The organism is Chthoniobacterales bacterium, assembly GCA_039930045.1.
GTDB lineage: Bacteria > Verrucomicrobiota > Verrucomicrobiia > Chthoniobacterales > DASVRZ01 > DASVRZ01.
In genome coordinates this window covers 24,021-46,764 of sequence record JBDSQB010000018.1, presented here as the reverse complement: position 1 = coordinate 46,764, position 22,744 = coordinate 24,021, and the positions used below count along the sequence as shown (strand labels likewise).

24 protein-coding genes are annotated in these 22,744 nt (G+C 58.4%); 6 read left to right on the top strand and 18 right to left on the bottom strand.

The features are described from left to right. Nucleotides 1–10 precede the first annotated feature (10 nt). From ABIT76_14355 to ABIT76_14320, 8 genes are all read right to left on the bottom strand, one after another. Nucleotides 11–823, bottom strand: coding sequence for a polymer-forming cytoskeletal protein (locus ABIT76_14355; GenBank protein ID MEO7934333.1), 813 nt, complete (start codon nucleotides 821–823; stop codon nucleotides 11–13). Nucleotides 824–832: 9 nt separating this feature from the next. Then, nucleotides 833–1,255, bottom strand: coding sequence for a polymer-forming cytoskeletal protein (locus tag ABIT76_14350; protein ID MEO7934332.1), 423 nt, complete (start codon nucleotides 1,253–1,255; stop codon nucleotides 833–835). A gap of 180 nt (nucleotides 1,256–1,435) precedes the next feature. Then, nucleotides 1,436–2,791 carry an ABC transporter permease gene (locus tag ABIT76_14345; GenBank protein MEO7934331.1) on the bottom strand — a complete coding sequence of 452 codons (1,356 nt, stop codon included), beginning with the start codon at nucleotides 2,789–2,791 and terminating at the stop codon, nucleotides 1,436–1,438. A 29-nt stretch (nucleotides 2,792–2,820) separates the two neighbouring features. Further along, complete coding sequence (locus ABIT76_14340) at nucleotides 2,821–4,065, bottom strand: ABC transporter permease (protein ID MEO7934330.1); 1,245 nt, start codon at nucleotides 4,063–4,065, stop codon at nucleotides 2,821–2,823. Between the two features lie 28 nt (nucleotides 4,066–4,093). Continuing rightward, a complete protein-coding gene (locus ABIT76_14335; GenBank protein ID MEO7934329.1) occupies nucleotides 4,094–5,158 on the bottom strand; it encodes an efflux RND transporter periplasmic adaptor subunit in 1,065 nt (354 codons plus the stop codon). A gap of 153 nt (nucleotides 5,159–5,311) precedes the next feature. Beyond that, the gene (locus tag ABIT76_14330) at nucleotides 5,312–6,205 is read right to left on the bottom strand and encodes a hypothetical protein (GenBank protein MEO7934328.1); all 894 of its coding nucleotides are present in this window, start codon (nucleotides 6,203–6,205) and stop codon (nucleotides 5,312–5,314) included. 108 nt (nucleotides 6,206–6,313) lie between these two features. Beyond that, entirely contained in the window at nucleotides 6,314–8,221 is a 1,908-nt protein-coding gene (locus ABIT76_14325) for an ABC-F family ATP-binding cassette domain-containing protein (protein MEO7934327.1), read from the bottom strand. 100 nt (nucleotides 8,222–8,321) lie between these two features. After that, the gene (locus ABIT76_14320) at nucleotides 8,322–8,483 is read right to left on the bottom strand and encodes a hypothetical protein (protein ID MEO7934326.1); all 162 of its coding nucleotides are present in this window, start codon (nucleotides 8,481–8,483) and stop codon (nucleotides 8,322–8,324) included. A 191-nt stretch (nucleotides 8,484–8,674) separates the two neighbouring features. On the opposite strand from ABIT76_14320, the gene preA reads away from it, so the two are divergent. Together preA and ABIT76_14310 are read left to right on the top strand one after the other, a co-directional pair. Beyond that, nucleotides 8,675–9,814 carry an NAD-dependent dihydropyrimidine dehydrogenase subunit PreA gene (gene preA / locus ABIT76_14315; protein ID MEO7934325.1) on the top strand — a complete coding sequence of 380 codons (1,140 nt, stop codon included), beginning with the start codon at nucleotides 8,675–8,677 and terminating at the stop codon, nucleotides 9,812–9,814. Between the two features lie 67 nt (nucleotides 9,815–9,881). Continuing rightward, nucleotides 9,882–10,670, top strand: a complete 789-nt coding sequence (locus ABIT76_14310) for an alpha/beta hydrolase (GenBank protein MEO7934324.1) — start codon at nucleotides 9,882–9,884, stop codon at nucleotides 10,668–10,670. Here ABIT76_14310 and ABIT76_14305 read toward each other — a convergent pair. From ABIT76_14305 to ABIT76_14265, 9 genes are all read right to left on the bottom strand, one after another. Continuing rightward, nucleotides 10,667–11,281 (bottom strand): lysophospholipid acyltransferase family protein, encoded by a 615-nt coding sequence (locus ABIT76_14305; protein ID MEO7934323.1) that lies wholly within the window; start codon nucleotides 11,279–11,281, stop codon nucleotides 10,667–10,669. The genes ABIT76_14310 and ABIT76_14305 overlap by 4 nt on opposite strands. Before the next feature lie 24 nt (nucleotides 11,282–11,305). Continuing rightward, complete coding sequence (gene cmk / locus ABIT76_14300) at nucleotides 11,306–11,962, bottom strand: (d)CMP kinase (protein ID MEO7934322.1); 657 nt, start codon at nucleotides 11,960–11,962, stop codon at nucleotides 11,306–11,308. Further along, nucleotides 11,959–13,305, bottom strand: a complete 1,347-nt coding sequence (gene aroA / locus ABIT76_14295) for a 3-phosphoshikimate 1-carboxyvinyltransferase (protein MEO7934321.1) — start codon at nucleotides 13,303–13,305, stop codon at nucleotides 11,959–11,961. Before aroA ends, cmk begins: the two co-directional genes overlap by 4 nt. Then, nucleotides 13,292–14,155 (bottom strand): prephenate dehydrogenase/arogenate dehydrogenase family protein, encoded by an 864-nt coding sequence (locus ABIT76_14290; GenBank protein ID MEO7934320.1) that lies wholly within the window; start codon nucleotides 14,153–14,155, stop codon nucleotides 13,292–13,294. Before ABIT76_14290 ends, aroA begins: the two co-directional genes overlap by 14 nt. Before the next feature lie 44 nt (nucleotides 14,156–14,199). Next, nucleotides 14,200–14,592, bottom strand: coding sequence for a hypothetical protein (locus tag ABIT76_14285; GenBank protein MEO7934319.1), 393 nt, complete (start codon nucleotides 14,590–14,592; stop codon nucleotides 14,200–14,202). 74 nt (nucleotides 14,593–14,666) lie between these two features. Beyond that, nucleotides 14,667–16,181, bottom strand: coding sequence for a proteasome accessory factor PafA2 family protein (locus ABIT76_14280; protein ID MEO7934318.1), 1,515 nt, complete (start codon nucleotides 16,179–16,181; stop codon nucleotides 14,667–14,669). A 2-nt stretch (nucleotides 16,182–16,183) separates the two neighbouring features. Next, complete coding sequence (locus ABIT76_14275) at nucleotides 16,184–17,836, bottom strand: AAA family ATPase (GenBank protein MEO7934317.1); 1,653 nt, start codon at nucleotides 17,834–17,836, stop codon at nucleotides 16,184–16,186. Nucleotides 17,837–17,883: 47 nt separating this feature from the next. Then, a complete protein-coding gene (locus tag ABIT76_14270) occupies nucleotides 17,884–18,579 on the bottom strand; it encodes an anti-sigma factor (GenBank protein MEO7934316.1) in 696 nt (231 codons plus the stop codon). Further along, nucleotides 18,576–19,151, bottom strand: a complete 576-nt coding sequence (locus tag ABIT76_14265; GenBank protein ID MEO7934315.1) for a sigma-70 family RNA polymerase sigma factor — start codon at nucleotides 19,149–19,151, stop codon at nucleotides 18,576–18,578. The genes ABIT76_14270 and ABIT76_14265 overlap by 4 nt, the downstream gene beginning before the upstream one ends. Nucleotides 19,152–19,365: 214 nt before the next feature. Between ABIT76_14265 and ABIT76_14260 the strand changes: the two genes are divergently transcribed. From ABIT76_14260 to ABIT76_14245, 4 genes are all read left to right on the top strand, one after another. After that, nucleotides 19,366–19,902, top strand: a complete 537-nt coding sequence (locus ABIT76_14260; GenBank protein ID MEO7934314.1) for a transcriptional regulator — start codon at nucleotides 19,366–19,368, stop codon at nucleotides 19,900–19,902. A gap of 84 nt (nucleotides 19,903–19,986) precedes the next feature. After that, nucleotides 19,987–20,388 (top strand): hypothetical protein, encoded by a 402-nt coding sequence (locus ABIT76_14255; protein MEO7934313.1) that lies wholly within the window; start codon nucleotides 19,987–19,989, stop codon nucleotides 20,386–20,388. A 47-nt stretch (nucleotides 20,389–20,435) separates the two neighbouring features. Next, a complete protein-coding gene (locus ABIT76_14250; protein ID MEO7934312.1) occupies nucleotides 20,436–21,425 on the top strand; it encodes a TIGR01777 family oxidoreductase in 990 nt (329 codons plus the stop codon). Continuing rightward, entirely contained in the window at nucleotides 21,422–21,841 is a 420-nt protein-coding gene (locus tag ABIT76_14245; protein ID MEO7934311.1) for a DUF393 domain-containing protein, read from the top strand. Before ABIT76_14250 ends, ABIT76_14245 begins: the two co-directional genes overlap by 4 nt. Before the next feature lie 9 nt (nucleotides 21,842–21,850). Here the strand turns inward: ABIT76_14245 and argB are convergent, their stop codons facing one another. Then, nucleotides 21,851–22,732: an acetylglutamate kinase gene (gene argB, locus ABIT76_14240; GenBank protein ID MEO7934310.1), complete on the bottom strand. Its 882-nt coding sequence runs from the start codon at nucleotides 22,730–22,732 to the stop codon at nucleotides 21,851–21,853. Nucleotides 22,733–22,744: the final 12 nt, after the last annotated feature.

The window sequence follows — 22,744 nt, the reverse complement described above, 5'->3', positions numbered from 1 at the left end:
AGAGTGGAATCTAACCCAGCCCGAGGCCGAGTTCGCTCTGAGGATCGTTACGGCGGGCGGGTGGGCGCGGCGGAGTCGGCAGCAAGCTGGGTTCTTCCGTCTGATTTTCGCCAATGTTGAGCTCGCCCTCAAACTCCCCGCCGCGCTCGATGTTGATGCCCTTTGCGTAGATCGAGCCGGTCATGCGTCCCGACTTCAAAATGTGGACGGTGCCGCTGGCGAGAATGCGGCCCGACATTTCGCCCTCGATGAAGACGTCGCGCGCCCGGAGCGGACGGACAAATTCCGTGGTCGATTTCTTAGCGACGCGCAGAATGTCGGTCTCGATGCCGCCAGTGATGCGGCCCTTGTATTTGACGCTAATTTCTCCGGTGCAGACGAGTTGCCCTCGCATGGAACCGCGCAAATCGGCGCTCCCGCAAATGGCACGGGCCGTGTATAAATCCCCCTTCGGCGAGACAAATATGTGGCCCGCTGTCTGGATAGCGCGGCTGAATCCACTATCGATTTTGACATCCTGGAGGTCGATGTAAGCACCGCAGGATTTGCAGGAGCAAGAGGTGGCGGTACGAACGACTTCCTGGCGCGTGCCGCATTCAAAGCACGAGACGACCCGGGGGGTATTGTCGCGGAAAAGCCCGCTAAATTTCTCCCAGATGCCGGGGCCCTCATCATCCTCGTGGTGAGCATTGTTCTTGACGCCAATCTCGAAATGCTCGCTGCACGCGCGGCAATACGTGGATTGCGCGAGGGCAGGCTCGAGTTGGTGCGCGCCACAATGCGGGCACTGGACACTGACCTTGACTGCGGTCGGCTTGGCCACCGGTGCGGGTTAGCGCCCGAGGATGGACGCGATTTTCGACGGGGCGGGCGCGATCACTTCGTCACTGGCGGTCACCACCGGGCGGCTGGGCATTCCGGTTTTGCTGGCGTTGACTTCCGATTTGCCGACAAAGGTGGCGCCTTCCTCAATGATGAGGCGGGCGGCCTTGAGGTCGCCGATGAGCTGCGCGCGGGACTTGAGCTCGCATTTTTCGGCCACAGTGATGTTGCCATGGACTTTGCCGTAAATGGTCACAGATTTGGTCTTAATCTCGCCGCGAATGTCGGCGTTTTCGCCGAGGGTGAGCGTGCCTTCGGAGTTGATCTCGCCCTCGACTTTGCCGTCGATGGTGAGGTCGCTGGTGAATTTAATGGAGCCCTTGATCTCGATGTCTGCGGAGAGGGAATTTTTAACGTGACTGATGTCGGCCATAGGATGTGGTTGGTTGGTAGTGCTGATGCTGCGGTGAATATTTTCCGATATCTCATTTCTGAGGAAATCACGAGGATTTCCGAGAAATCGTGTCGCACTTTCGGGTCGGAAGTTTTGCGACAGGGAGCACTATGGCAGCAGCAAAAAGCGTGTCAATCGCTGGAGGGCAAAAGGTTCCGGCTATTCGCTAGTCAGGGCCTCGGTCGGGCTCAGCGCAGAGGCTTTCAAAGCGGGATACAACCCGGCGACGATGCCGATAACGCCCGCACTACAGACGCCGAAAATGACGATTCCCCAGCTCAGCACGGGGGCATTGTCGGGCGGCGAGACAGCTTCCAGCGTCTTTAAGAGCAGCATGGAACCCCCGATTCCGAGCACGCCGCCGAGCAGCGCGATGAGAATGCTTTCCACCAGCACCTGCCGAAAAATATCCCCTGCCGAGGCACCGAGGGCACGTCGCACGCCGATCTCGCGGGTGCGGTCGGCGATGCTGGCCAGCATGATATTCACGATTCCCAAGCCGCCGACGAGCAGGCTGATGCCGGCGATGACGCTGCCGGTGATGCGGTTTGAGCGAATCTCTTTTTCCACGTCGTCCATGCTGGCGTCGGGTGGTTGAATCTCGAAATCCTCCACGCCATTGTGCGCGTTGAGAAGAACGGCACGCGCTTCCTTCGTGATGGGTTCCTTCTGACTCGAACTGGAAAAGCCCGCCTGAATCTCGCTCACGTTGAGCAACGGGCCGCCGTCGACTCCGTCAGCGCCTACGTTGGTTGAGTTGAAGGTTGCCTGCGCCGTGGTCAGCGGAATGATGACCAAGTTATTCTTCCAGGAAAACGGGTCGAACCAGTTACGACGCGCCATGGAGCGCAGCAATTTCCGGCGCTGGTCCTGCGCTTCGATTACCCCGCTGGCGAGCTTGCGCTTGGCCGACTCCGATAGATGCTCGGGCAGGACACCGACGATGAGAAAGGAGACTCCGCGAATGAGGACTTTTTTGCCGACAGCCTGCGTTTCCGGACGATCAAAAAGCTCCTTCGCCGCTGTGCCACCGAGCACGCAGACGCGGGCCGATTCATCGACATCGAGCGCGGTGATGAATCGCCCCGCGACCGGTGGCAGATAACGATCCTGCACTTGCAAAATGGGCGTTCCCGCCAGCACTCGAGGCGTGGTCAGGCGATTGCCGATGGTCACTTTTTCCCGGTCGTATTTAACGGTGGCCGACACCCATTCGAGCGACGGCAGGGCGAGAAGCAGCGCCCGCGCATCCTCCCGGACGAGTCCGCGGCTGAACAACCCGGCGACGGACGAACTCGAACGGCTGTTGCTGGTGCGAATGATGATTTTCGTGAGGCTGCCGCTTTGCAACGACGCCTCGCGTTTCCCCCGTGCGACGCCTTCGTTGAGGGCAACCATGCCGACCAGCGCCGACACGCTCATGACGATGCCGATCATGGTTAGGAGCGTGCGAAACCAATGGGTAAATATCTCCCCAAGTCCCTGTTGCCAGGCGATTTTCCAGATCGTGATCATACTAACTTCATCCGAGTTTCATTCGTATTTTACTCGTATCTGAGCGCCTCCATCGGCGACATGGCCGCGCCTCGCAGCGCCGGATAAACGCCCGCCAGCACTCCGGTCACCAAGGCCGATCCGAAGCTCCAGCCAAGCGCGGCAGGGAGGATCACCGGCACGGATTTGCTCACTGCTGCGATCTTGAAAAACGCCACCATTCCCCAGCCGGTAACGACTCCTAACAATCCGCCCAAAATCGCCAGGATGAACGCTTCTAACATGATCTGCAAAAAGATGTCGCTCCGATGTGCACCGATCGCGCGACGCACGCCGATTTCGCGGATGCGGTGCTTGATCGCTGCCAGCATCACATTGGTTACGCCGATGCCGCCGACTAACAAACTCACCCCGGCGATGACACTGCCACTCATGCGAACGGCGGTGATCCGACTTTCAATCGAATCCGACCAATCCTGCATGGTATCAAATCCGAAATCCTCCACTCCGCGATGCGTCTTTAGGAGCACCGCCTTCATTTTTTGAATGGTCGCTTCGAGCTGATTTGGATCGCGCACACTGCCCATCATTTCATTGAAAGTCCGCACCGGCGCGGGCTTGCCTTTCGCGTCCACTTTGCCTTCCTCGAAGACGGTGAAGGCCGTGGTGTAGGGAATGATTACTTCCGTGTTCATCCAAAAGGCGGGCGACGGTTGCAGCGTGCCGATGATCTCAAAAAGCGCCCCGTCGAAGGAGACCTTTTGCCCGATCGCGCTGGTCCTGTTCAAACCCAATGAATCGACCACATCGCTGCCGATCACACACACCGGACGGCAGCGTTCCACGTCGAGCGCACAGAGGAAACGCCCCGTGGCCAGCACGTGCCGGGCGACCCGGTGATAATCCTCCGTTCCACAGGTCACCCGCGCGTTGTAAACCATGCGCTGATTGCGCGAAATCACCGGATTCGGACGCAGCCGGTGCGAGGGAGTCATGGCCGCCACGAGGTCCGGCTCGCGGCGCAACGCGTCCACATCCCGGATCGTCATTCCAGGACTTATCTCTGGACTCGCATCCTGATCGGCGGGCACCGGGGCATTGCGAATGGTAAATCTTTCCACGCCTCCTAGCGCCTGCAAAAAGCGCCGTTCCTGACGCGCAATTCCCTCGGTCAAGGCAAACGTCGCCAGCAACGATCCGGCTCCGAGCACAATGGCTAGCATCGCGATGGTCGAGCGCATCCGATGTGCAAGAATTTCCCGCAATCCCTGGGTGAGACCGATGGCGATATTCATCTAGCTAAAAGCTAACCTCAACGAAAAATCAGGACTTCGGCGCGGGCTTGGTTAGGAGCACTTTCTCTCCGGCATCGACTCCCGATTTAATCTGCGCGAACGCATTGTTAGTCAATCCGACTTCCACTGGTTTCTCCACGGGATCGCCGCTGCCATTGGAAAGATAGACCACTTTGTCGCCGGTGCGGTTTTCGAAGATGGCGCTTATCGGCAGCGAGGTGACTTGCTCCGCCTTGTTAGTCGGGATCGTCACCTGCGCGGTCATGCCGGGACGCAGGCGCGGATTGGGATTTTCGATTTTGAAAGTCACGACATAGCCCTTGATGTTGTTCACAATCGTCGCCATTGGCGCAATGGTTAGCACCTTGCCCGTCATCTGGATCGGACCGAGCGAATCGACGCGAAACTCGAACGGCATGCCGACGGTTAGTTTCGCCACATCAACCTGATTGACGTGCGACGTGATGATCAAGTCGCCGAGGTTGGCGACGCTCATGATGACTGTGCCGGAACTCACACTGGCCGCGCCGACGACGACCTGATTTTCCACAATGGGCAGCGCGAGAACGGTGCCGTCGAGCGGAGCCAGGATCTTCGATTTCTCGATGCGACTTTCAATCGTATCCAACTGCTGCCGCGTCTTGCGCAGGCCTTGCTCGGCCACGTCGCGAATGGTCTTGGCGTCGCGATATTCCTGGTCGGTAATGATGTTGCCCTTGAGCATTTTTTCCTGCCGTTTGAGGTCGCGCCCGGCTTTTTCCAACTGCAATTCCGCGATCGCGATCTCGGTTTCGGCGGCGGATTTCTCGGTCAGGAGCTCGCTGTTGTCCAGATCGACAAGGACTTGGCCACGGGTCACCTTGTCGCTTTCCTTGACGTAGATCTTGAGCACGCGCGCGCTGATCTCTGGTTTAACTTCGACTAATATCTCGGGCTTCACCTCGCCCGCGACTTCGACCGTTTCCACGATGGTTTCGCGGGTCACTTCCGCCGTAGTGCTGGTTGCGCCTGCGGTCGTGTCTGGCTTTTTCCAGTAAGACCAGCCAAGGCTGAGCGCCAGTGCAATGACGAGAAAGAGAAGGAACTTTTTCATTGCGACCTAGATATACGGGATGCCAGCCCCGGCGGCAAACGGTTTGGGTCGAGAGCCATCGAAACAGGGGAGGTGGCGCAAAACTTTCATGCGGCTGGAACCGTGTTCGAGGCTGAGTAAAAACAGCCCTCTTAGTTAAGCGGAGTTAAAGCCTTACGGAGCGAGATGGTACTCGCCTTGATCCCCGTTTTTGCTGAAGACAAAAGCGGTGGGTGCGGCAACCGAATCGTCGATTCGGATGCGGCCCGCCGCCACCAAGCCGTCGAAGTATTTCTTGTCCTTCCCTTTCAGCGACAACTTTCCGTGGCTGCCTTTTGTGAAACTAATCCAGGCATCCGGACTGTCTGGAGCGAACGTGATGTTCCCATTCGCCACCTGCTCAAACACGCCGCTACCTTGGCCGATGACGATTTTCTTGGAAGGTTCGCCCTCCCCGAAACTCGTCGGGCCGCCGGCAGTCACCGAGCCATTGCCGCTGATCGTTATAAGTCCCGTGCCGGACCGCCGTCCCACCTCGATGCCCCATTCCAGAATCATCTTCCCTCCGGAAATGGTGATCGTGCCATTGCCAGTAGGTTCATTGCCGAGATACAGACTCCAGGTCGTTTCTTGATCTTCCATTCCCGAATCCTTGAAGCCGCCGAGGAGTTCCAATGTGCCGCCTGTGATCTCCAGTGTGCCCGGACCGACTTGGCCGATGATGGCCATGCCCGCCTGTTTCACTGTGAGATGACCGCCCGATACCTGCAGGGCTGCCCCAGGGCAGCCCTTTATGCCGATCCTGAGTTGTTCGACGAACGTGGTTTCGCCCTCTTTCTCTGTGTAATAAAGGGGTGCGCCGTCTCCGTTGATAATATTGAGCACCTCTTTGTTTTCGACGCCGGCTGAAGGAGGTTCATTGGAGGCATCGGGAAGGCGCCAGTTGTCAGCCTTGGCAAAGTCGGAATCCACTGTGCCGTGCCAATCAAAGGCCTGTAGCGGACTTGCCAAAAGCCCCAGGCAAACTGGGAAGAGGGAGAGGGTTTTGAGAGTTGGAGAGTTACACATGATGGGTTCAATAAATCAGTTCTGCGCAGAATCCAATCGAATCCAGCGTAATCAAATTCCGAGCCGGCCTTCGCTTTTGTAGCGGCAGTCTATGAGTGCTGCCGCCACTTACACTGCGGACAGCGCGGCGAGTTCTTCCCAGCGTTCGTAGAGCGCGGCGATCTCGGCTTGATACGACTCCAACTCCGCCATCAGCGACGCGGCTTCCTGACTGCGGGTGACGTAGAATTGAGGGTCGTCGAGAGTCGCCTGCAACTCTGCCGCTTTTTTCTCCACGGCAGCGATGGCGGCCTCCATCCCGTCGAGTTCGCGCTGATCCTTGAAGCTCAGTTTTTTTTGCTTGGGAGCTCCCGGAACGGCCACGGGCAGAGCGGGGGCCGGCGCGATTTTCGTCGTCTCAGCCGCCGCCTTGTCACGAAGTTGACGCTCCGCGCGTTTTTCCAAGTAGTAGGAATAATTTCCCGGTTGCACTACGACGTTGCCCTCCTCAAACGCCACGACCTGATCGCAGATTCGATCCAAGAAAAACCGGTCGTGACTCACCACTAGCACCGCGCCGTCGAATCGCGCCAAGGCTTCCTCCAGCATTCGCAGACTCGCCAGATCGAGGTCGTTCGTGGGTTCGTCGAGGACCAAAATATTGCCACCGCGTTTGAGCACCTTGGCCAGCATCAGCCGCGCACGCTCGCCGCCGCTCAGTTTGTCCACGCGCTCATTCACCCGCGCATCGGCAAACAAAAACCGCCGCAGATACCCGCGCACGCTAATCGTTTGCTCGCCGAAACGTACCACGCCGTCGGTGTCCTCGACCTCTTCCATGACGGTGCCGGTGCCTTTCAACGACATGCGGACCTGATCGATGTAATTGAAAACGACTTTCTTTCCCACGGTCGCCGTGCCTGCATCGGGGGAACGTTCGCCCATGCACATCTTTAGCAGCGTGGTCTTGCCCACACCGTTGCGACCGACCACGCCGGTGCATTGTCCGGCGCGCAGGGAAAGGGTCAGGTTGGAAAACAACGTCCGGCGTTTCTCTCCTTCGCCCACGACTGCAGAAGCCTTCAGGAGTTCCACTCCGATGTCGCCCATTTTCGGCGGTGGCGGAATGAGCAAATCCATTTCCTTTTCCTCCGGCGGCGCGGCTTGACCGGCGATCTCGTAGAACTTGTCGAGCCGTCCACGCGACTTCGAGCGTTGTGCGCGGACTCCGGCGCGAACGTATTCGAGTTCCGCTTTAATGAAACGCTGACGCCTCCGTTCGCTCTGCTCGACGACCGATTGACGCGCCGCCTTCGACTCCAGATACGCGGTGTAATTTCCCGGGTGCGAATAACATTTCCCCTCGGACAACTCGATGATCCGAGTCGCGATGACATCGAGGAAATACCGATCGTGCGTCACGAAGATTACTGCCCCCGCGAAGTTCCGCAGGAAATCCTCCAACCAGCGGATCGACTCCGCATCCAGATGGTTCGTCGGCTCGTCGAGCAGCAGCAAATCGGGCATCGCGACCAGCGCACGGCAGAGCGCAACACGGCGTTTTTCACCGCCGGAGAGCGGGCCCACGATTTTGTCGAGCGGCGGCGCGTCGAGAGCCGTGGCGTAGGCCTTGGCCCGGGTGTCGAGATTCCAGCCGTCGGCCAGCTCGATGTGATGCAAAATGTCCGCCAGCTCGGCCTCCGTCCCCTCGCCCTCCTCGTATTGGCGAATCCATTCCTGCACATCGGCTCCACCGGCTTCGATGTTTTCCTGCACGGTCAGAGCGTCATTCAACTCAAACTCCTGTGGCAAATACCCGACCCGCAACCCGCGCCGACGCGAAATATCCCCCGCATCCGCCGGTTGTTCCTGTGTGAGGATTTTTAGGAGACTCGTCTTGCCGCAACCATTTCGACCCACGAGCCCGACCTTTTCCCCCGCAGCCACGGCGAGCGTCGCGCCATCAAGCAAACGCTGCGTGCCATAGACGAGCACGAGTTCATTGACAGATAAAAGTGAGGGAGCTGCCTGGGCCATAGGACCGCCACTGACGTGGATGAGAGCCCTTTTGTCCAGCGGGAATGAAACGGCCTTGGCCTAGGGAGCAGCCGTCGATGGCCGCTGGAGAAAACCCAGCTTACGTCTCCTTGTTGGCCTCGACCTCATCCTGCTCGTTTTCGGGCTGGCCGTGGTGATGCTGCGTTTCCGCATTCTCGTGCTTGTGATCTTCCTTCTTCACTTGCTCCTCGTGTTTCTTCTCGGCCAGCTTGTGAATGTTTTTTGGTGATGTGTCGCCCATACCAGATTTACGTGATCCAGCCCGTTCCGCTTGTATTTTCCGCAATGAACAGCGACGGGGCGGTACTTTATTAGGAGTCCGGGAGCAGTCAGCGGTGAAAGATGGAACGAATCGCTTTTTTTGTTGTGGCCACGTGGCGATTTGATTTCCACTTTAGCGTCAGGGAAACAAAGGCATCACAAAGGAATCTTATGGCTACACTCGCGACGGTTGTTAACGGGCTCAAAATGCCCAATCCATTCATCATCGCCTCTGGCCCTCCGGGGACGAATCTAAACGTCATCGGCAAGGCTTTCAAAGAAGGCTGGGGCGCAGTCATCGCAAAAACGGTGAGCCTCGATTCGTCGAAGGTGATCAACGTCACCCCGCGCTACGGCAAGCTGCTTTCGACCGACAAAAAGGAGGTCATCGGCTGGGAAAACATCGAGCTGATCAGCGACCGTCCGTTCTCGATCTGGCTCGAGGAGTTTAAGCGCTGCAAGGATTTGTATCCCGATGGCGTCCTCATCGCGTCGATCATGGAGGAGTATAACAAGGACGCGTGGGTCGAGATCGTGGAGCGTTGCCAGGAGGCGGGCGTGGATGCGTTTGAGCTAAATTTCTCCTGTCCGCACGGCCTGCCCGAGCGGAAAATGGGAGCCGCCATGGGCCAGGACCCCGGCGTGCTGGGGGAAGTTTGCACCTGGGTGATGTCGGCCGCGAAGCTCCCGGTCTGGGCGAAGATGACTCCTAACATTACGCACATCGAAGACCCGAGTCGCGCTGCACTCGCGGCGGGCGTCGAAGGCATCAGCGCGATCAACACGATACGCAGTGTCATCGGGGTGAATCTGGAAACGCTCCGCCCCGAGCCGAGCGTGGAGGGTTACACCACACCGGGCGGTTATTCGTCGAAGGCGGTGCGCCCCATCGCGCTCCGCATGTGCATGGAGATCGCGCAGTTGATCAAAAGCGAATTCCCCGGTCGCACGCTTTCCGGCATGGGCGGCATCGAGACGGGCGAGGACGCGGCGCAGTTCATTCTGCTCGGCAGCGACACGGTGCAGGCCTGCACGGGTCCGATGAAGTTTGGCTACGAATACGTGAAGCCGATGCAGGAGCAATTGCTCGCCTTCATGGAGAAGCATGGGTTTGAAACGCTGGCCGATTTCAAGGGCTTGAGCCTCGATTATTTCACCACTCACGCGGACCTGGTGGTGCGCCAGAAGGCTCGCAAAGCCGCGCAAGCCGCTGAAAAACAGGCGACGGAGCAGAAGAAAATGGTTCAGGCCGACACCGAGTGGAGCGGCGACGATTTCGTGGCGCAGTCGAACGCGCTGGCGAACAACTAGATTATTCTCATTATCGAATCGCGCTGTTCCGGTTTGCCAGGGCCGCGCTTTTTTGTTTCCATCTGCCATGGAAAAAATCCTTCTTTACCCCGGCGGATCGCACGATGCCCGCGGAACCGAGCCGCACGATCAGCCCTGGATCGACGTTTACGAGCCGTTCGGATTCGAGTTTCAGGGAAATGGGATTCTCATTTTGCCAGGCGGCGGTTACGGAATGCTTTCGGCGCAGGAAGGCGAGGGATTTGCCGGGTGGTTTCGGCTCCTGGGCTATCATTGCTTCGTCCTGAATTATCGGCTTGGCAGCCAAGGCTATCGGCATCCTTCGATGTGGAACGACGCGACGCGCGCGATGCGAATCCTGCGCAGCCGCTCGGAGGAATGGGGCATTCCGACGAATCGTTTCGGGGTCATCGGCAGTTCGGCGGGCGGACATCTGGCGGCGACTTTGCTGACGAAATGGGACCGCGGCGATGCGAGTTCCAAGGACATCATCGAGCAGCAAAGCTCGCGTCCCGACTACGGGATTTTGTGTTATCCGGTGATCTCGATGAAGAGGCAGCCACACTCGGGTTCTCGCGCCAATCTGATCGGCGAAGACGCCACCCCGGAGTTGGATGATTTGCTGTCGGCAGAGCAGCATGTCGCGCCCGATACCGCGCCCTGCTTCATCTGGCACACCGTGGCTGATCCGGTCGTGCCGGTGGAAAATTCGCTGAACTTCGCCTCGGCCTTGCGCGCGGAGAGAGTTTCATTCGAGTTACACTGCTATGAGACTGGCGACCATGGACTGGGAATGAAGGATGGTCACCCGTGGACCATTCCCCTGCTCCCCTGGCTGCGGAATCGGCTGCGCTAGCGCGGAAGTTCCAGCGCGGCGATCTCAGCCATGACACGCTCGCTGATCTTCTGATACGCCTCACGTCCGCCGGCGAGATCGGCGTCGGAGAAAAGGATTGGCTCGCCGATGACGACCGTGATGCGGGCGAGTTTGACCCGGCTCGCGCCGCGCGGAAACGCCTCGTAGGAGCCGAATATCCGCATCGGCACCACCGGCGCGCGCGTCTTGGAAACGACCAGACCGAGGCCCGGTTGCGCGGGCTGCAAGTTGCCGTCCTCCGTCCGCGATCCCTCGGGAAAAATAATCGTCCGGTGCCCTTCGCGGACGAGTTTGATAATAGTCTTGAGGGCGCTCATGTCGGCGCGTTCCTGATCGACAGGCACGACATTCAACGAGGGAAAAATGGGGCCGAGAATGGGCCACTTCATGAGAGTTTTCCGAGCCAGATAATAAATCGGACGCCGACAGCACGTGCCGATGATCGGCGGGTCGAGATAGCTCGCGTGGTTTGCCGCGTAAATCACGCCGCCTTCCTCCAGCAATCGCTCCGGATGAATCACACGCATCCGAAAGAAAATCCGGAGAATCAGCTTGGAAAGAGTATAGCCGAAGAGATACCAGCCGCGCATTTGGGAGGAGTTAGGGAATTATCTTCAACTCTCGACCGACAGGCCCTTGAGCTTGAGGCGGCCAATGATTTCTCCGACCACCCCGTCGATGGTGAGGTGCGAACTGTCGATCACCTGCGCGTCGTCGGCGATGACCAGCGGTGAGGCGCGCCGGGTGGAATCGGCCTTGTCGCGATTGGAAATTTCATCCGCCTGCCCCTGCACCTGACGCCTCATGCGCCGGACTTCGGGCGAGGCATCGATGTAGAATTTATAGGGCGTGTCCGGAAACACGGTCGAACCAATGTCGCGTCCTTCCATCACCAGATCGGAGTGGTTGGCGAAATCGCGCAGGAGGGGCAGCAGGAAATCGCGCACGCCCGGAATGCCGGAAACAGGCGAGACGTTTTGATTGATCGATTGATCGCGCAGATACGGCTCAGGGTCGGTGCCGTCGATGCGAATGACCGACTTACCATTTTCGAGTGCGATCTCGATGTTCGACCGCTCCAGCAGATCGAGCACCGCGATGGCGTCGTCCGATGGGACATTCATGGAAACGACGCGCCATGTGATCGCTCGATACATCGCGCCGGTGTTCACATAGGCGTAGCCGAGGCGGCGGGCGAGATTTTGAGCGACGCTGCTTTTGCCAGAGGCCGCCGGGCCGTCGATGGCGATGACGTTGTGCCCGTCGCTCATTCCGCAGACTCCGTTTGGCTGATCAAATGCGAATGCACGGGAGTTCCGATCTCTCCTCCGCGCAGGATTTGCCGCAATGTTTTCTCGAAGCCGGGATAGGAAGTCGCCACGCAATCGGTGTCGGTAATCGTCGTTTCTCCATCGGCAAACAGCCCGGCAATCGCAAATGCCATGGCAATGCGATGATCACCGTAGCTCGGCAAAGTCGCCCCGTGCAGCGGTGCACCGCCCTGGATGATCATCCCGTCCTCGGTCTCCTTGACATTGGCGCCCATGAGTTTGAGGTTGCTCACGACTGCGCTGATCCGGTCCGTTTCCTTCACCCGCAATTCCTTCGCGTCGCGAATGATCGTGGTGCCCTGCGCCAGCGCGCCTGCGACGGCGAGAATAGGCAATTCGTCGATGACATTGGGAATCTCGCGGCCCTCGATGATGGTGCCCTGAAAAGGTCCGCCCCAGATTTCGAGGGAACCCATTTGCTCGACTTGGGAAAACTTTTCGACGTTCTCGCGATGGCGCGTGCCCATGCGAACGAGGACGCCGAGGATGCCGGTGCGAGTCTTATTCAGGCCGACGTCCTTCACCAAAAGATGGGAGCCGGGTTGCGCCGCAGCCGCGACGAGCCAGAAGGCCGCGCTGGAAATGTCACCAGGAATTTGGAAGTTGTTCGCGATCGGAATCTGGCCGCCTTCCAGCGAAACGGTGAGGCCCTCCTTCTGCGGATGCAGGCCGTAGTACTCAAACATTCGCTCCGAATGATCGCGGCTTTGCACCGGCTCGGAAACGGAAGTCGTGCCCTCGGCAAACAAGCCCGCAAGCAGGATGGAACTCTTGATCTGCGCGCTGGCGACCGGCGACTGGTAATGGATTCCGCGGAGTTTCGCTGGCTGGATTTCCAATGGCGCGGTGCCCTTTTCGCCTTGGCCGGTGATGCGCGCACCCATCTGGGAGAGCGGTCCGATCACCCGGTTCATCGGGCGTCCAGAAAGGGAGGCGTCGCCGGTCAGACGGCTGGCAAATGGCTGGCCCGCGAGGAAGCCGGTGAGCAGCCGCATGAGCGTGCCGGAGTTGCCGCAATCGATGTCCCGCGTCGGCGGCTGCAGGTTTCCATTGCTGCCTTCGACGATGAGTGTGGTGGGCTCGGGCTGCTCGATTTTGACACCGAGGGCGCGCATCGCATTGACCGTGCAAAGGCAGTCTTCACCAGGCAGAAAACCAGAAATAACGCTCGTGCCGTTTGCTAAAGCCGAGAGCAGAACGGCGCGATGCGAAATGCTTTTGTCACCGGGAACGCGAATCTCGGCTTCGATCTGTGGTGCGCGCTGCGATTTAATTTCCGCCATATCTGACTTTCCGGGTGATGCCATCGCGTTTGGTCTTAGCGGCGGCGAGAAAATTGCGCAAGCCCGCAGCGTCGTCCGCTTGCAGAAGTTGCTCGGCGAGACCAATTTGCGACTGAAGCGCTGCCAGGGCGGCCAGGAGCTGAGTTCGATTCGATTGTAAAATGCCGCGCCACATGTCGGGCGGTCCACTGGCGATGCGAGTCGAATCGCGGAACCCCTGCCCCGCCAATTGGAAAGCTGCCGGATCGGCGACGGCGTTGACCAGGCAACCCGCCAGCAGATGCGGCAAATGGCTGATCTGCGCGATCTGCCGGTCGTGCGTTTCCGGACTGAGACAATGGACTTCGCACTCCAGATTTTTCCAAAACTGGGCGATGTGCTCGACGTTGGCCGTCGGCGTTTTTTCCGTGGGAGTCACAATGCAAGCGGCCCCGATGAACAAATCCGCCCTCGCCGCCGCGCTCCCCGATTGCTCGGAACCGGCCATGGGATGACTCCCGAGAAAGCGTTTCGGCCCGCAGATGGATTCGAGTTCCATCACTATGCCGGCTTTGACGCTGCCCACGTCGGTAACGAGCGTTTCCTCTCCGAGAAAAGGCACGATTTGCCGTGCGATGCCGCCCATCACTTCGATTGGCGTGCAGAAAATAACGAGGTCCGCACCTTTAACCGCCTCGGCCAGATCTATCGTGCAGACCGGCGCAAAATTTCGCACCTCTGCAATGGATTCAGGACGGCGTCCCCAGAGTCGAATGGAACTCGACTCTGCGAGGGCGAGCGCCAGGGAAGCTCCGAGCAAGCCGGGCCCGAGGATCGCGATTTCCCGAAAAGGCGCGGGTTGGGTGGACATTTTTTCTACGAACGCGAGTCCCATGGAACTCGGATCGAGCAAACTTAAGGAACGAGGAAAACTTTGCCGGTGTAAGGATCTTTCACCTCAGTGCCGGGAGGATAGCCGCGAACATCGACGATGCCCGCGCCACCAAATGGGCTCTTCACAAAACCGGGTTTGCCCTCGACGGCGCTGGCGGTCGGATAATCCTGCACGACCGGCGTCGGCATCGGAGTCACGGCTGGCTCGATGGTGGGAGGCGTGTTTTCGGTGGTCGTGGTGGTCTCGACCGTGGGCCGCGGTGTCGGCGTCGGCATTTGGTCCGAAGGCTTGCGGCCCGACTGGTTGACGCTATGGGTTTCCGTGGTTTCGACCGTGGTGGTCTGAGGGGTCTGGCAGGCGGAAAATCCCAAGGCAAGGCTGGCGGTGAGGATGACGGGCAGGTAGCGGCTCATAAGTTTCGAGGAAAATAGTGGTGTTTATACCAGTCTGACAATGGAAAAAATGATGCGGCTTTCGACGAATCGCCTCAGGCACCGTCTAAAGAACGTATTCTGTCGCGCAATTCGTCGGTATTTTTCACGGCGACGATGATTTTGTTGAGCGCGTCGAGCCGGGGAGAATCGGCCACCTCGGGAAACGGAATGGTGAATTTACCCGTAGTCGTCAGCAGGGCGACCGCGTCCCATTGCAACGAGGCGATCTGCCCCGCAAAACGGCTGACGACCTGCCCGCGAAAAAAGGCCCGCGTGCTGGACGGCGGATTTTTTATGGCGGCGGCGACGGCCTCATCGCTGACGAAGCGCCGGATCGTTCCCTCCCTCGACAAGGCGTGATAAAGGCCGTTTTCTGGGTCGATATTGTGATATTCCAGATCGAGCGATTGCAGCCACGGATCGGACCACGCGAGGTCCTCGCTTTGGCGAAAAGTGTCGAGCAGATGCCATTTCGCGACCCAGTCGAGCCGGTCCACGCAACGCAGCGGATCGACTTCGAGGTCGTTCAGGACGTTTTCCCATTCGCGAAAGATCCAGGCGTGATCCTCCTCCGGCTCAAGATGAACACGGGCCGCTTCCAGATACGCGCGCTGGATATCGATGGCGGAAATCTTTCGTCCATCACGCAATTCCACGATCCAACTGTGACTCGGATCGCGGCTGATCGCCTTGGTGGCCTCGATCGGCTGGGCCAATTCGATGTCAGGGGCGAGCCCAAGCTCGATGAGTTTCAATGCCATGGAAGTCGTCCCTATTTTGAGCGCGGTGGCAAATTCGCTCATGTTGGCATCGCCGATGATGACGTGAAAACGCCTCCACTTTTTTGGGTCGGCATGAGCCTCGTCGCGAGTGTTAACAAGGGGCCGCCGGTTCATCGTGTCCACGCTGGTGAGGACGCTGAAAAAATCCGAGCGCTGCGCGATTTGATAGACGCCGGATTGCAGGAGTTTTCCCTCGGCCTCGATGCCTAGTTTTCCCGCGCCGGCGAAGATCTGGCGCGTGACTAGAAACGGCAGCATTCCGCTGACCAGTCGCTCCCATTTTACCTCGCGGCTGACCAGATAGTTATCGTGGCAGCCATAGCTATGACCGTCGAAGTCGGTGTTGTTTTTGTAGAGTCGCACGGAGCGTCCTAACATCGCGGAACGGCGCAGGGCGCATTCGTGCAAGATGCATTCGCCCGCCCGATCCTGCGCGACGATTTCGTTGAGGTTAGAACATTCCGGCGTCGAATACTCCGGATGCGCGTGGTCGTTGTAGAAACGCGCGCCGTTCGCCAGCACCAGATCGCTCTTGATTTCCTGAAACGAAAGCGGTCGATCGTGGTCGATCTGGAAGTAGTTAGCTTCGTCCGTGTCCTGCAATAACTCCCTAACTCGAAATCCCCGCGCATCGACGTGTGGGTCTTCTAGCTGGTAATCCCATTTCATGAGCGTGCCCCGCTCCATGTAGGAGCGGACTAGCTCGATGGATTCCGCCACGACATCAATCTCCTCCTCGCCCAGCACCATGATGCCGTACTCGGTCTCGATCCCATACGGTCTCATGGTTAGATAATGCGGCTGACGGGGACGTTTCGCTTCTCCTTGAACGGGCGGACTTTGACCACGTTCTCCGGATCGTAATCGACGAGTTTCAACCAGTCTTCAATGATGTCACCCGGTGGAAAAATGTCGTTCTCGGCGTATTCATTTTCCAACGCCTCTAACAAATCGGACTCGCGGATTCCCTCCTCAATTTTCGAGGAAATGGAGCGTCGAATGGCTAGTTCCTTCGCGCGATCCACAATGGATTCAATGAGCGCGCCGCTGGCCAGATCGCCGCGATGGAGAATCTCTTTTCGCCCGCTACGCAAGGTGATTTCCAAGAAACGATTCGCGTCGGTCTGCGCATATTGCGCGTCGGAAACCCGGCTGGTTAGGAACTCGATAACTGCCTCACTCGACCCAAGTTTTTTAACCAGTTCTGGATCGTAAGGAAGAGCCGGATCGAGATAGATCCGGTAGATTTCCTTGGCGCCCGCGCGGTCAGGTCTATGAACCTTAATTTTTCGATCAATGCGACCGGGACGCAAAATGGCGGGGTCGATGAGATCGGCGCGATTAGAGGCTAGAATGATGACGACTTCGTTGAGCGATTCGATGCCGTCCATCTCGGTGCAGAACATGGGTACTAACGTGGAAAGAATGTTAGCCGAGCGTGACGCGCGCCGCGTTCCAAGAATGCTTTCCGCCTCGTCGATGAAGAGAAATGGCAGATAGCCTTCCTTGCGTTTCTCGCGGGCGGTGGAAAAAATTTCACGCACAATTCGCTCCGACTCGCCGAGCCACATGTTGAGGATTTCCGGGCCTTTGATGTGCATGAAATATTGCTCCATCGAGCGACCGGTTTTCTCGTTGAGCTGCTTGGTTAGATTGTAAGCCGTAGCTTTACCAATAAGCGTTTTTCCGCAGCCGGGAGGTCCGTGCAACAGGAAGCCTTTCGGCGTGGAATGTTTGTAGCGGGCAAATAATTCCTCGTGCAGCAACGGGAGTTCGATGGCGTCGCGGATGGCGTTGAGCGCTTCCTTTTGACCGCCGATCTGGTCCCATTCGAGTTCGGGTACGATGTCGAGATAGTAGTCCTTGTTTTCGGTGCGGGCGAGAACCTCGACGGCGACGCGGAAGTTGCCATCGACGCGGACTTCGTCGCCCGCCTTGAGCTTGGCGTCGGCCAGCAATGCGGAGCGCATGAGGACCGACGATTGCAACCCGTGCTCGCTGCCTACGCGCAGGCGATCTTCTCCTAACAACTCCACGATTTTCGCGATCTGGCCCGTGGTGTCGAAGCCGAGATCGCCGACGATTACGTAGGCGTCGTTGACCAGCACGCGCATTCCAGTTTGGAGTTGATCCGCCTTTAGCCGGGGATCGATCAGGCAAAAATAATCGGAACCGCCCACAACGATCTGGGCGGTTTTTCCCTCGCGCAATGCTAGAAAGGTCCCGATGCGATTGGCGGGCGAAGTGACTTTTTTGACGACTTCCTCAAGCTTCTCGATGGCTTCGCGCGCTTCGCCGATGATGGATTCGTGCTCAAACAATCCGGCCCGAATCGACTGCAACTCGCCCGCCAGCGGGTGCTCCGCTGGGAAGATGGCGAGCAGGCGTTCGACCCGCTCCATCGCGCTGGGTTCGTCGTCAGAGAACTCGGGTTCTGTCACGCGTCCAACCTAAGCTGACATTTCCGGCCTGCAACCGGGCGGGGCGCTTATTCGCCTACGAAAATGACCTGACCCACCGGTTTTTTGGAGCCGCCCTTGGGCTCGATGCTGACGGCAAATTTCGTGCCTTTGCCGACGCGCACATCGGGATGGAAGTCCACTTTGGCCGCGCCAGAATTGACCACCGGCATGAGGCCGGCGTTGATGGGTTCTTTCTGCGCGGGATCGAGGGCCCAGAGCTGGTAATCCTGGCCTTCGTGAGCCGGTAATTTATCGTAGCGAACGAAGCCTTTTTGATTTTTCTGATCCCAGATGACCACGGCGGAACCGCTGGCGTAGGTGTCCACCTGCGATTGCAAAACGGCGACCCGCGTTTGCGTGAGAAGGTCGCGGCTTTGCAGGGCGGCGACTTGTTTTTTGAGCTTGGTCTCTTGCAGAAAAAGAAAGGTGGACGCAACCGCCAAAGCCGCTGCGATCGCCCAAGGTAGGAATGAAACTCGGATCACTTTCGACGGCTGGTTTTCAGCGCGAAATTGCTGGATGAGTCGTGCGCGCAATCCGGCGGGCGGGCGCACCATCGGCGCGGCGAGGGCGAGCGTGGCGAAGTCTTCCTGCAAGGCGGAAACGAGTTCCTGCAACTCGGCGCTGCCCAGCAATTCGGCCTCAAAGCGGGCCGCCTGCTCGGCTTTGAGTTCGCCCAAAACATAGAGCGAGGCCATTTCTTCCATTTGTTCGTCGATCATACATCCTCCTTCCAAAGACTGCGCAATTTCAGCAGTCCACGGCGAATCCGGGCCTTCACGGTGCCCAGCGGCGCGTCGAGGCGCGCTGCGATTTCGTCGTGAGTCAGGCCGTCGAAAAAGCTCATTTCCAGCGGCGTGCGCTGGTCCTCGGGCAAGGTCTCGACGGCGGCGCGGACGAGTTTCACTCTTTCGCGAAAATGGGGGGCGAGCATGGACTGCGCATCGATGTCGTCATCGGGCGAGAGTTGCGCCGTGGCGAGGTCGCGGACCTTGGCCACCCGCTGGCGCACGCGGAGGCGGTCGATGGTTTTGTTGCGGACCAACATCACCGCCCACGTAAAGGCGGCGCTGCGCTCGGGATCATAAGTCGAAGCGCGACGCCAGATCTGCATAAAGCCCTCGGAGAGAGCGTCTTGCGCTTCTGTTTCATCATTCGTCATCTGGCGGACGAGAGAAAAAAGTGGCGCTGAAAAGCGGTCGTAGAGCTGGGCGAAAGCGGTTTCGTCCCCTTGCGCGACGCGCCCCAAAAGCTCGGCATCGAGCTTCTTTTCAGCAACATCAACGACTCTCATGAAAGATAATATCCATTGTCCAAAGGGGGTGACGATTTGCCGCCAAGCCGTCTTGCACCCGACTGTGGTAGGCGGGAAGGGAATGGCTTGGCAAGCGATAATCACAAACTATAGACGCCAAAAGTCGCGCTTTGGATGCCAGCCGTAAAAAAGTTAGAAAAAGCTAAAATGGCGCTGGACAACATAAGTTTCAGGATTTATTGGAAGTATAGCGATGAACGACTCAGACGAAATCCCTCAACCCGACGCTCTGACTCTGGCGCGCGATGAATTTGTTTCCCAATGGGGTGCCATCGGAAACGCGTGGGGAATCAACCGGACGATGTCGCAGATTCACGCGTTGCTGATGACGGCTCCGGGCCCGATGACGACCGACGAAGTGATGGACGATCTGAAAATCAGCCGCGGCAACGCCAATGGCAATCTCCGCGAACTGACTAGTTGGGGCTTGGTTCGAAGTGTGGTTCGCAAGGGCGAGCGCAAGGAATATTTCGAGGCGGAAAAAGACGTGTGGAAAATGTTTTGCACCATCACGCGCGAACGCCGCCGGCGGGAAATCAGCCCTGCAATCGAGGTGCTCCGCAATGTCGCGGCCAAGAGCGCACAACTCGAGGGCGCGGACGCCGCCGGCTTCACCGACCAGATGAATTCCCTCCTGAATTTTCTCCAGACGGCGGACAGCGTCATGGAAAAGGTGTCCCGCGCCGACCAGAACGTCGTGCTGCCCTGGGCTCTAAAATTTCTTCGATAACGCGGGAGGTCACCATGAATTAAACACCCTTTTTTTACAATCAACTTTCATTTCTTTCTGGAATCTCAAACAACACAATAAACTATGAACTACATCACCATCACCTATCTCAGTTATCTCCTTCTTACTCTGAGCATGACCATTTGGGTCGCACGCACTTTGCACAAAAACGGCCGAATCTTCCTCGTGGACAGCTTCGGTGGCAACGAGCCGCTCGCCGATTCGGTCAATCACCTGCTCGTCGTGGGCTTTTACCTCGTGAATATCGGCTACATCGCCCTGGCCTTGAAAGTCGGCGCTGTCGTCGAAAGCACCCGCGACGTCTTCGAAATCGTCAGCAATAAAGTCGGCATCGTTCTGCTCGTGCTCGGCGCGATGCATTTCTTTAACCTGCTGGTCTTCACCAAAATGCGGAAGCGCGCCCTGCTCCACCAAGCACCGCCGCCCGTTCCACCGCAAGCGAACCTGAGCCAGGTAAAAATCTAACTCGAATCACGCCACGCCGGGCGGATCGCCCCGCCCGGCCACTCACCATGAAAACACTCAAACTCATCCTTCCCGGCGGCAACGGCTACATTGGCCGACTCGTCAGCCGTCATTTCGCCAGCCTCGGGCACGCGGTCGTCGTCCTCAGCCGAAAGCCTGCCGCCGACGCTTCTCACATTCGCCAGGTTCTCTGGGACGGTGCCACTCCCGGCGCGTGGATGGCCGAACTGGAAAATGCGGACGCCGTCATCAATCTCGCCGGACGCAGCGTCAACTGCCGCTACACCGCGCGCCATCGGCAGGAAATTTACGATTCCCGCCTGCGCAGCACCGCCGTTCTCGGGCAAGCCATCGCCGCCTGTGCGCAACCGCCGAAAGTCTGGCTGAACAGCAGTTCGGCCACGATCTATCGTCACGCGGAGGACCGCGAAATGGACGAGGCGACCGGCGAGATCGGCAGCGGATTTTCAGTCGATGTCTGCCAGAAATGGGAGGCCGCGCTGAATGAGGCCGCCACTCCGAACACCCGGAAAGTGGCCCTGCGCAGCGCCATGGTCATGGGCCCCGGCGGCGACGGAGTCTTTCAGGCGTTTCATCGTCTAAGCCTTTGGCATTTGGGAGGAAAACTCGGCAACGGACGCCAGTTCGTTTCATGGGTGCATTGGCAGGATTTTCTCCGCGCCCTCGAATGGATTCTGGAAAACGACCACCTCAGTGGCGCGATCAACATTGCCTCGCCCAATCCCCTGCCCAATCGCGACTTCATGCGCATCCTGCGCGAGGCGGACCGGCAAAGCATCGGGCTTCCCACGCCCGCCTGGATGCTGGCCATCGGGGCGATTTTCCTGCGCGCAGAAACCGAACTCGTCTTAAAAAGTCGCCGCGTCATCCCGGCTCGCTTACTGGCCGACGGTTTCATTTTCCATCATCCGCATTGGGAAACGGCCGTTCGCAATTTGCTCGGGCACCCCATTCACCCGCTGCTCGACGATCATTTCGAACCTTTGCACGCTCCGCTGCACCTCGGCAAAAGATGAAAAAACTCTTCGTTCTCTACGATGCCGAATGCGCGCTTTGCCGCCGCTGCCGGGAGTTTCTCAGCCGCCAGCCGAGTTACATTCCATTGGAGTTTGTGCCGCTGCAGACCCTTGATCTCGAACAACGTTTCCCCGGAATCACGGCACTGCATCCGGACCGCGAAATCATCGTCATCAGCGACGAAGGTCAGGTTTATCAGGGCGGCCACGCTTGGATCATGTGCCTCTATGCGCTCCGAGAATATCGCGAATGGAGTCAGCGCCTGGCCAGTCCCGCGCTGCTGCCGTTTGCCAAGAAAATCGTCTCGAGCATTTCGCAGAACCGCCATTTTCTTTCCAGATGGCTCTTCAAGCCGGATGCGGAACTAACCAATCGCCTCGCCCACGCGCCGGTCGAGTGCGCTTGCGACAGATAAGACTCTAACTCAGGGCAAAACTTCCGTGCCGATGCCGCTGTTAGTACAGATCTCCAGCAAGAGCGCGTGGGGAATGCGGCCATCGATGAAATGGACCTTGCCCACACCGTCGCTGAGCGCCTTGAGGGCGGAATCCACTTTGGGAATCATGCCGCCAGCAATGACGCCCTGTTGCATGAGTTTCCTAACCATCTCGCTGTTCACGCTGGGAATGAGCGATTCGCGGTCAGCCACATCGCGCATGATGCCGGGAACGTCGCTCAGATAGATCATTTTCGACGCACCCAAAGCCGCCGCGATGGAGCCTGCGGCGATGTCGGCGTTCACATTCAGCGTGTGACCGTTCGCATCCCGGGCGATGGGCGAAATGATGGGCACTTTTTCTTCGGCCAAAGTCGCGCGGACGGCGTCCAAGTTGAGCGTGTTCACCGTGCCGACATAGCCGAGATCGACCGTCTCACCCGTCTTCGCATCGAGCTGGGGCGGAAGCTTCTCCCCCAGGCAAACGTCGCGCCCGGAGAAACCAACCGCGTGGCCGCCAAACTCATTGATCGTCTTGACCAGACCCGGGTTGATCTCCCGGTCCAGCACCTGCTCGACGATGCCGATCACTCCCTCGTCCGTCACGCGCAGGCCATTGACGAAGCGAGCGGAAAGTCCCGCTTCGCGCATTTTTCCGCTGATGGATTTTCCACCGCCATGGACCAGCACGGGATTAATTCCCACCGCTTCGAGAAAGACGACATCGCGCAAAAGACGCTCCACCAGATGATCGTCCTCCATGGCGCTGCCGCCGTATTTGATCACGAAAGTCTGGCCGCGAAATTTCTGGATGAACGGCAGCGCCTCGATGAGGACTTCGGCGCGAATGGAAGAGGAAATGTTAGACATGTACTAGCGGTT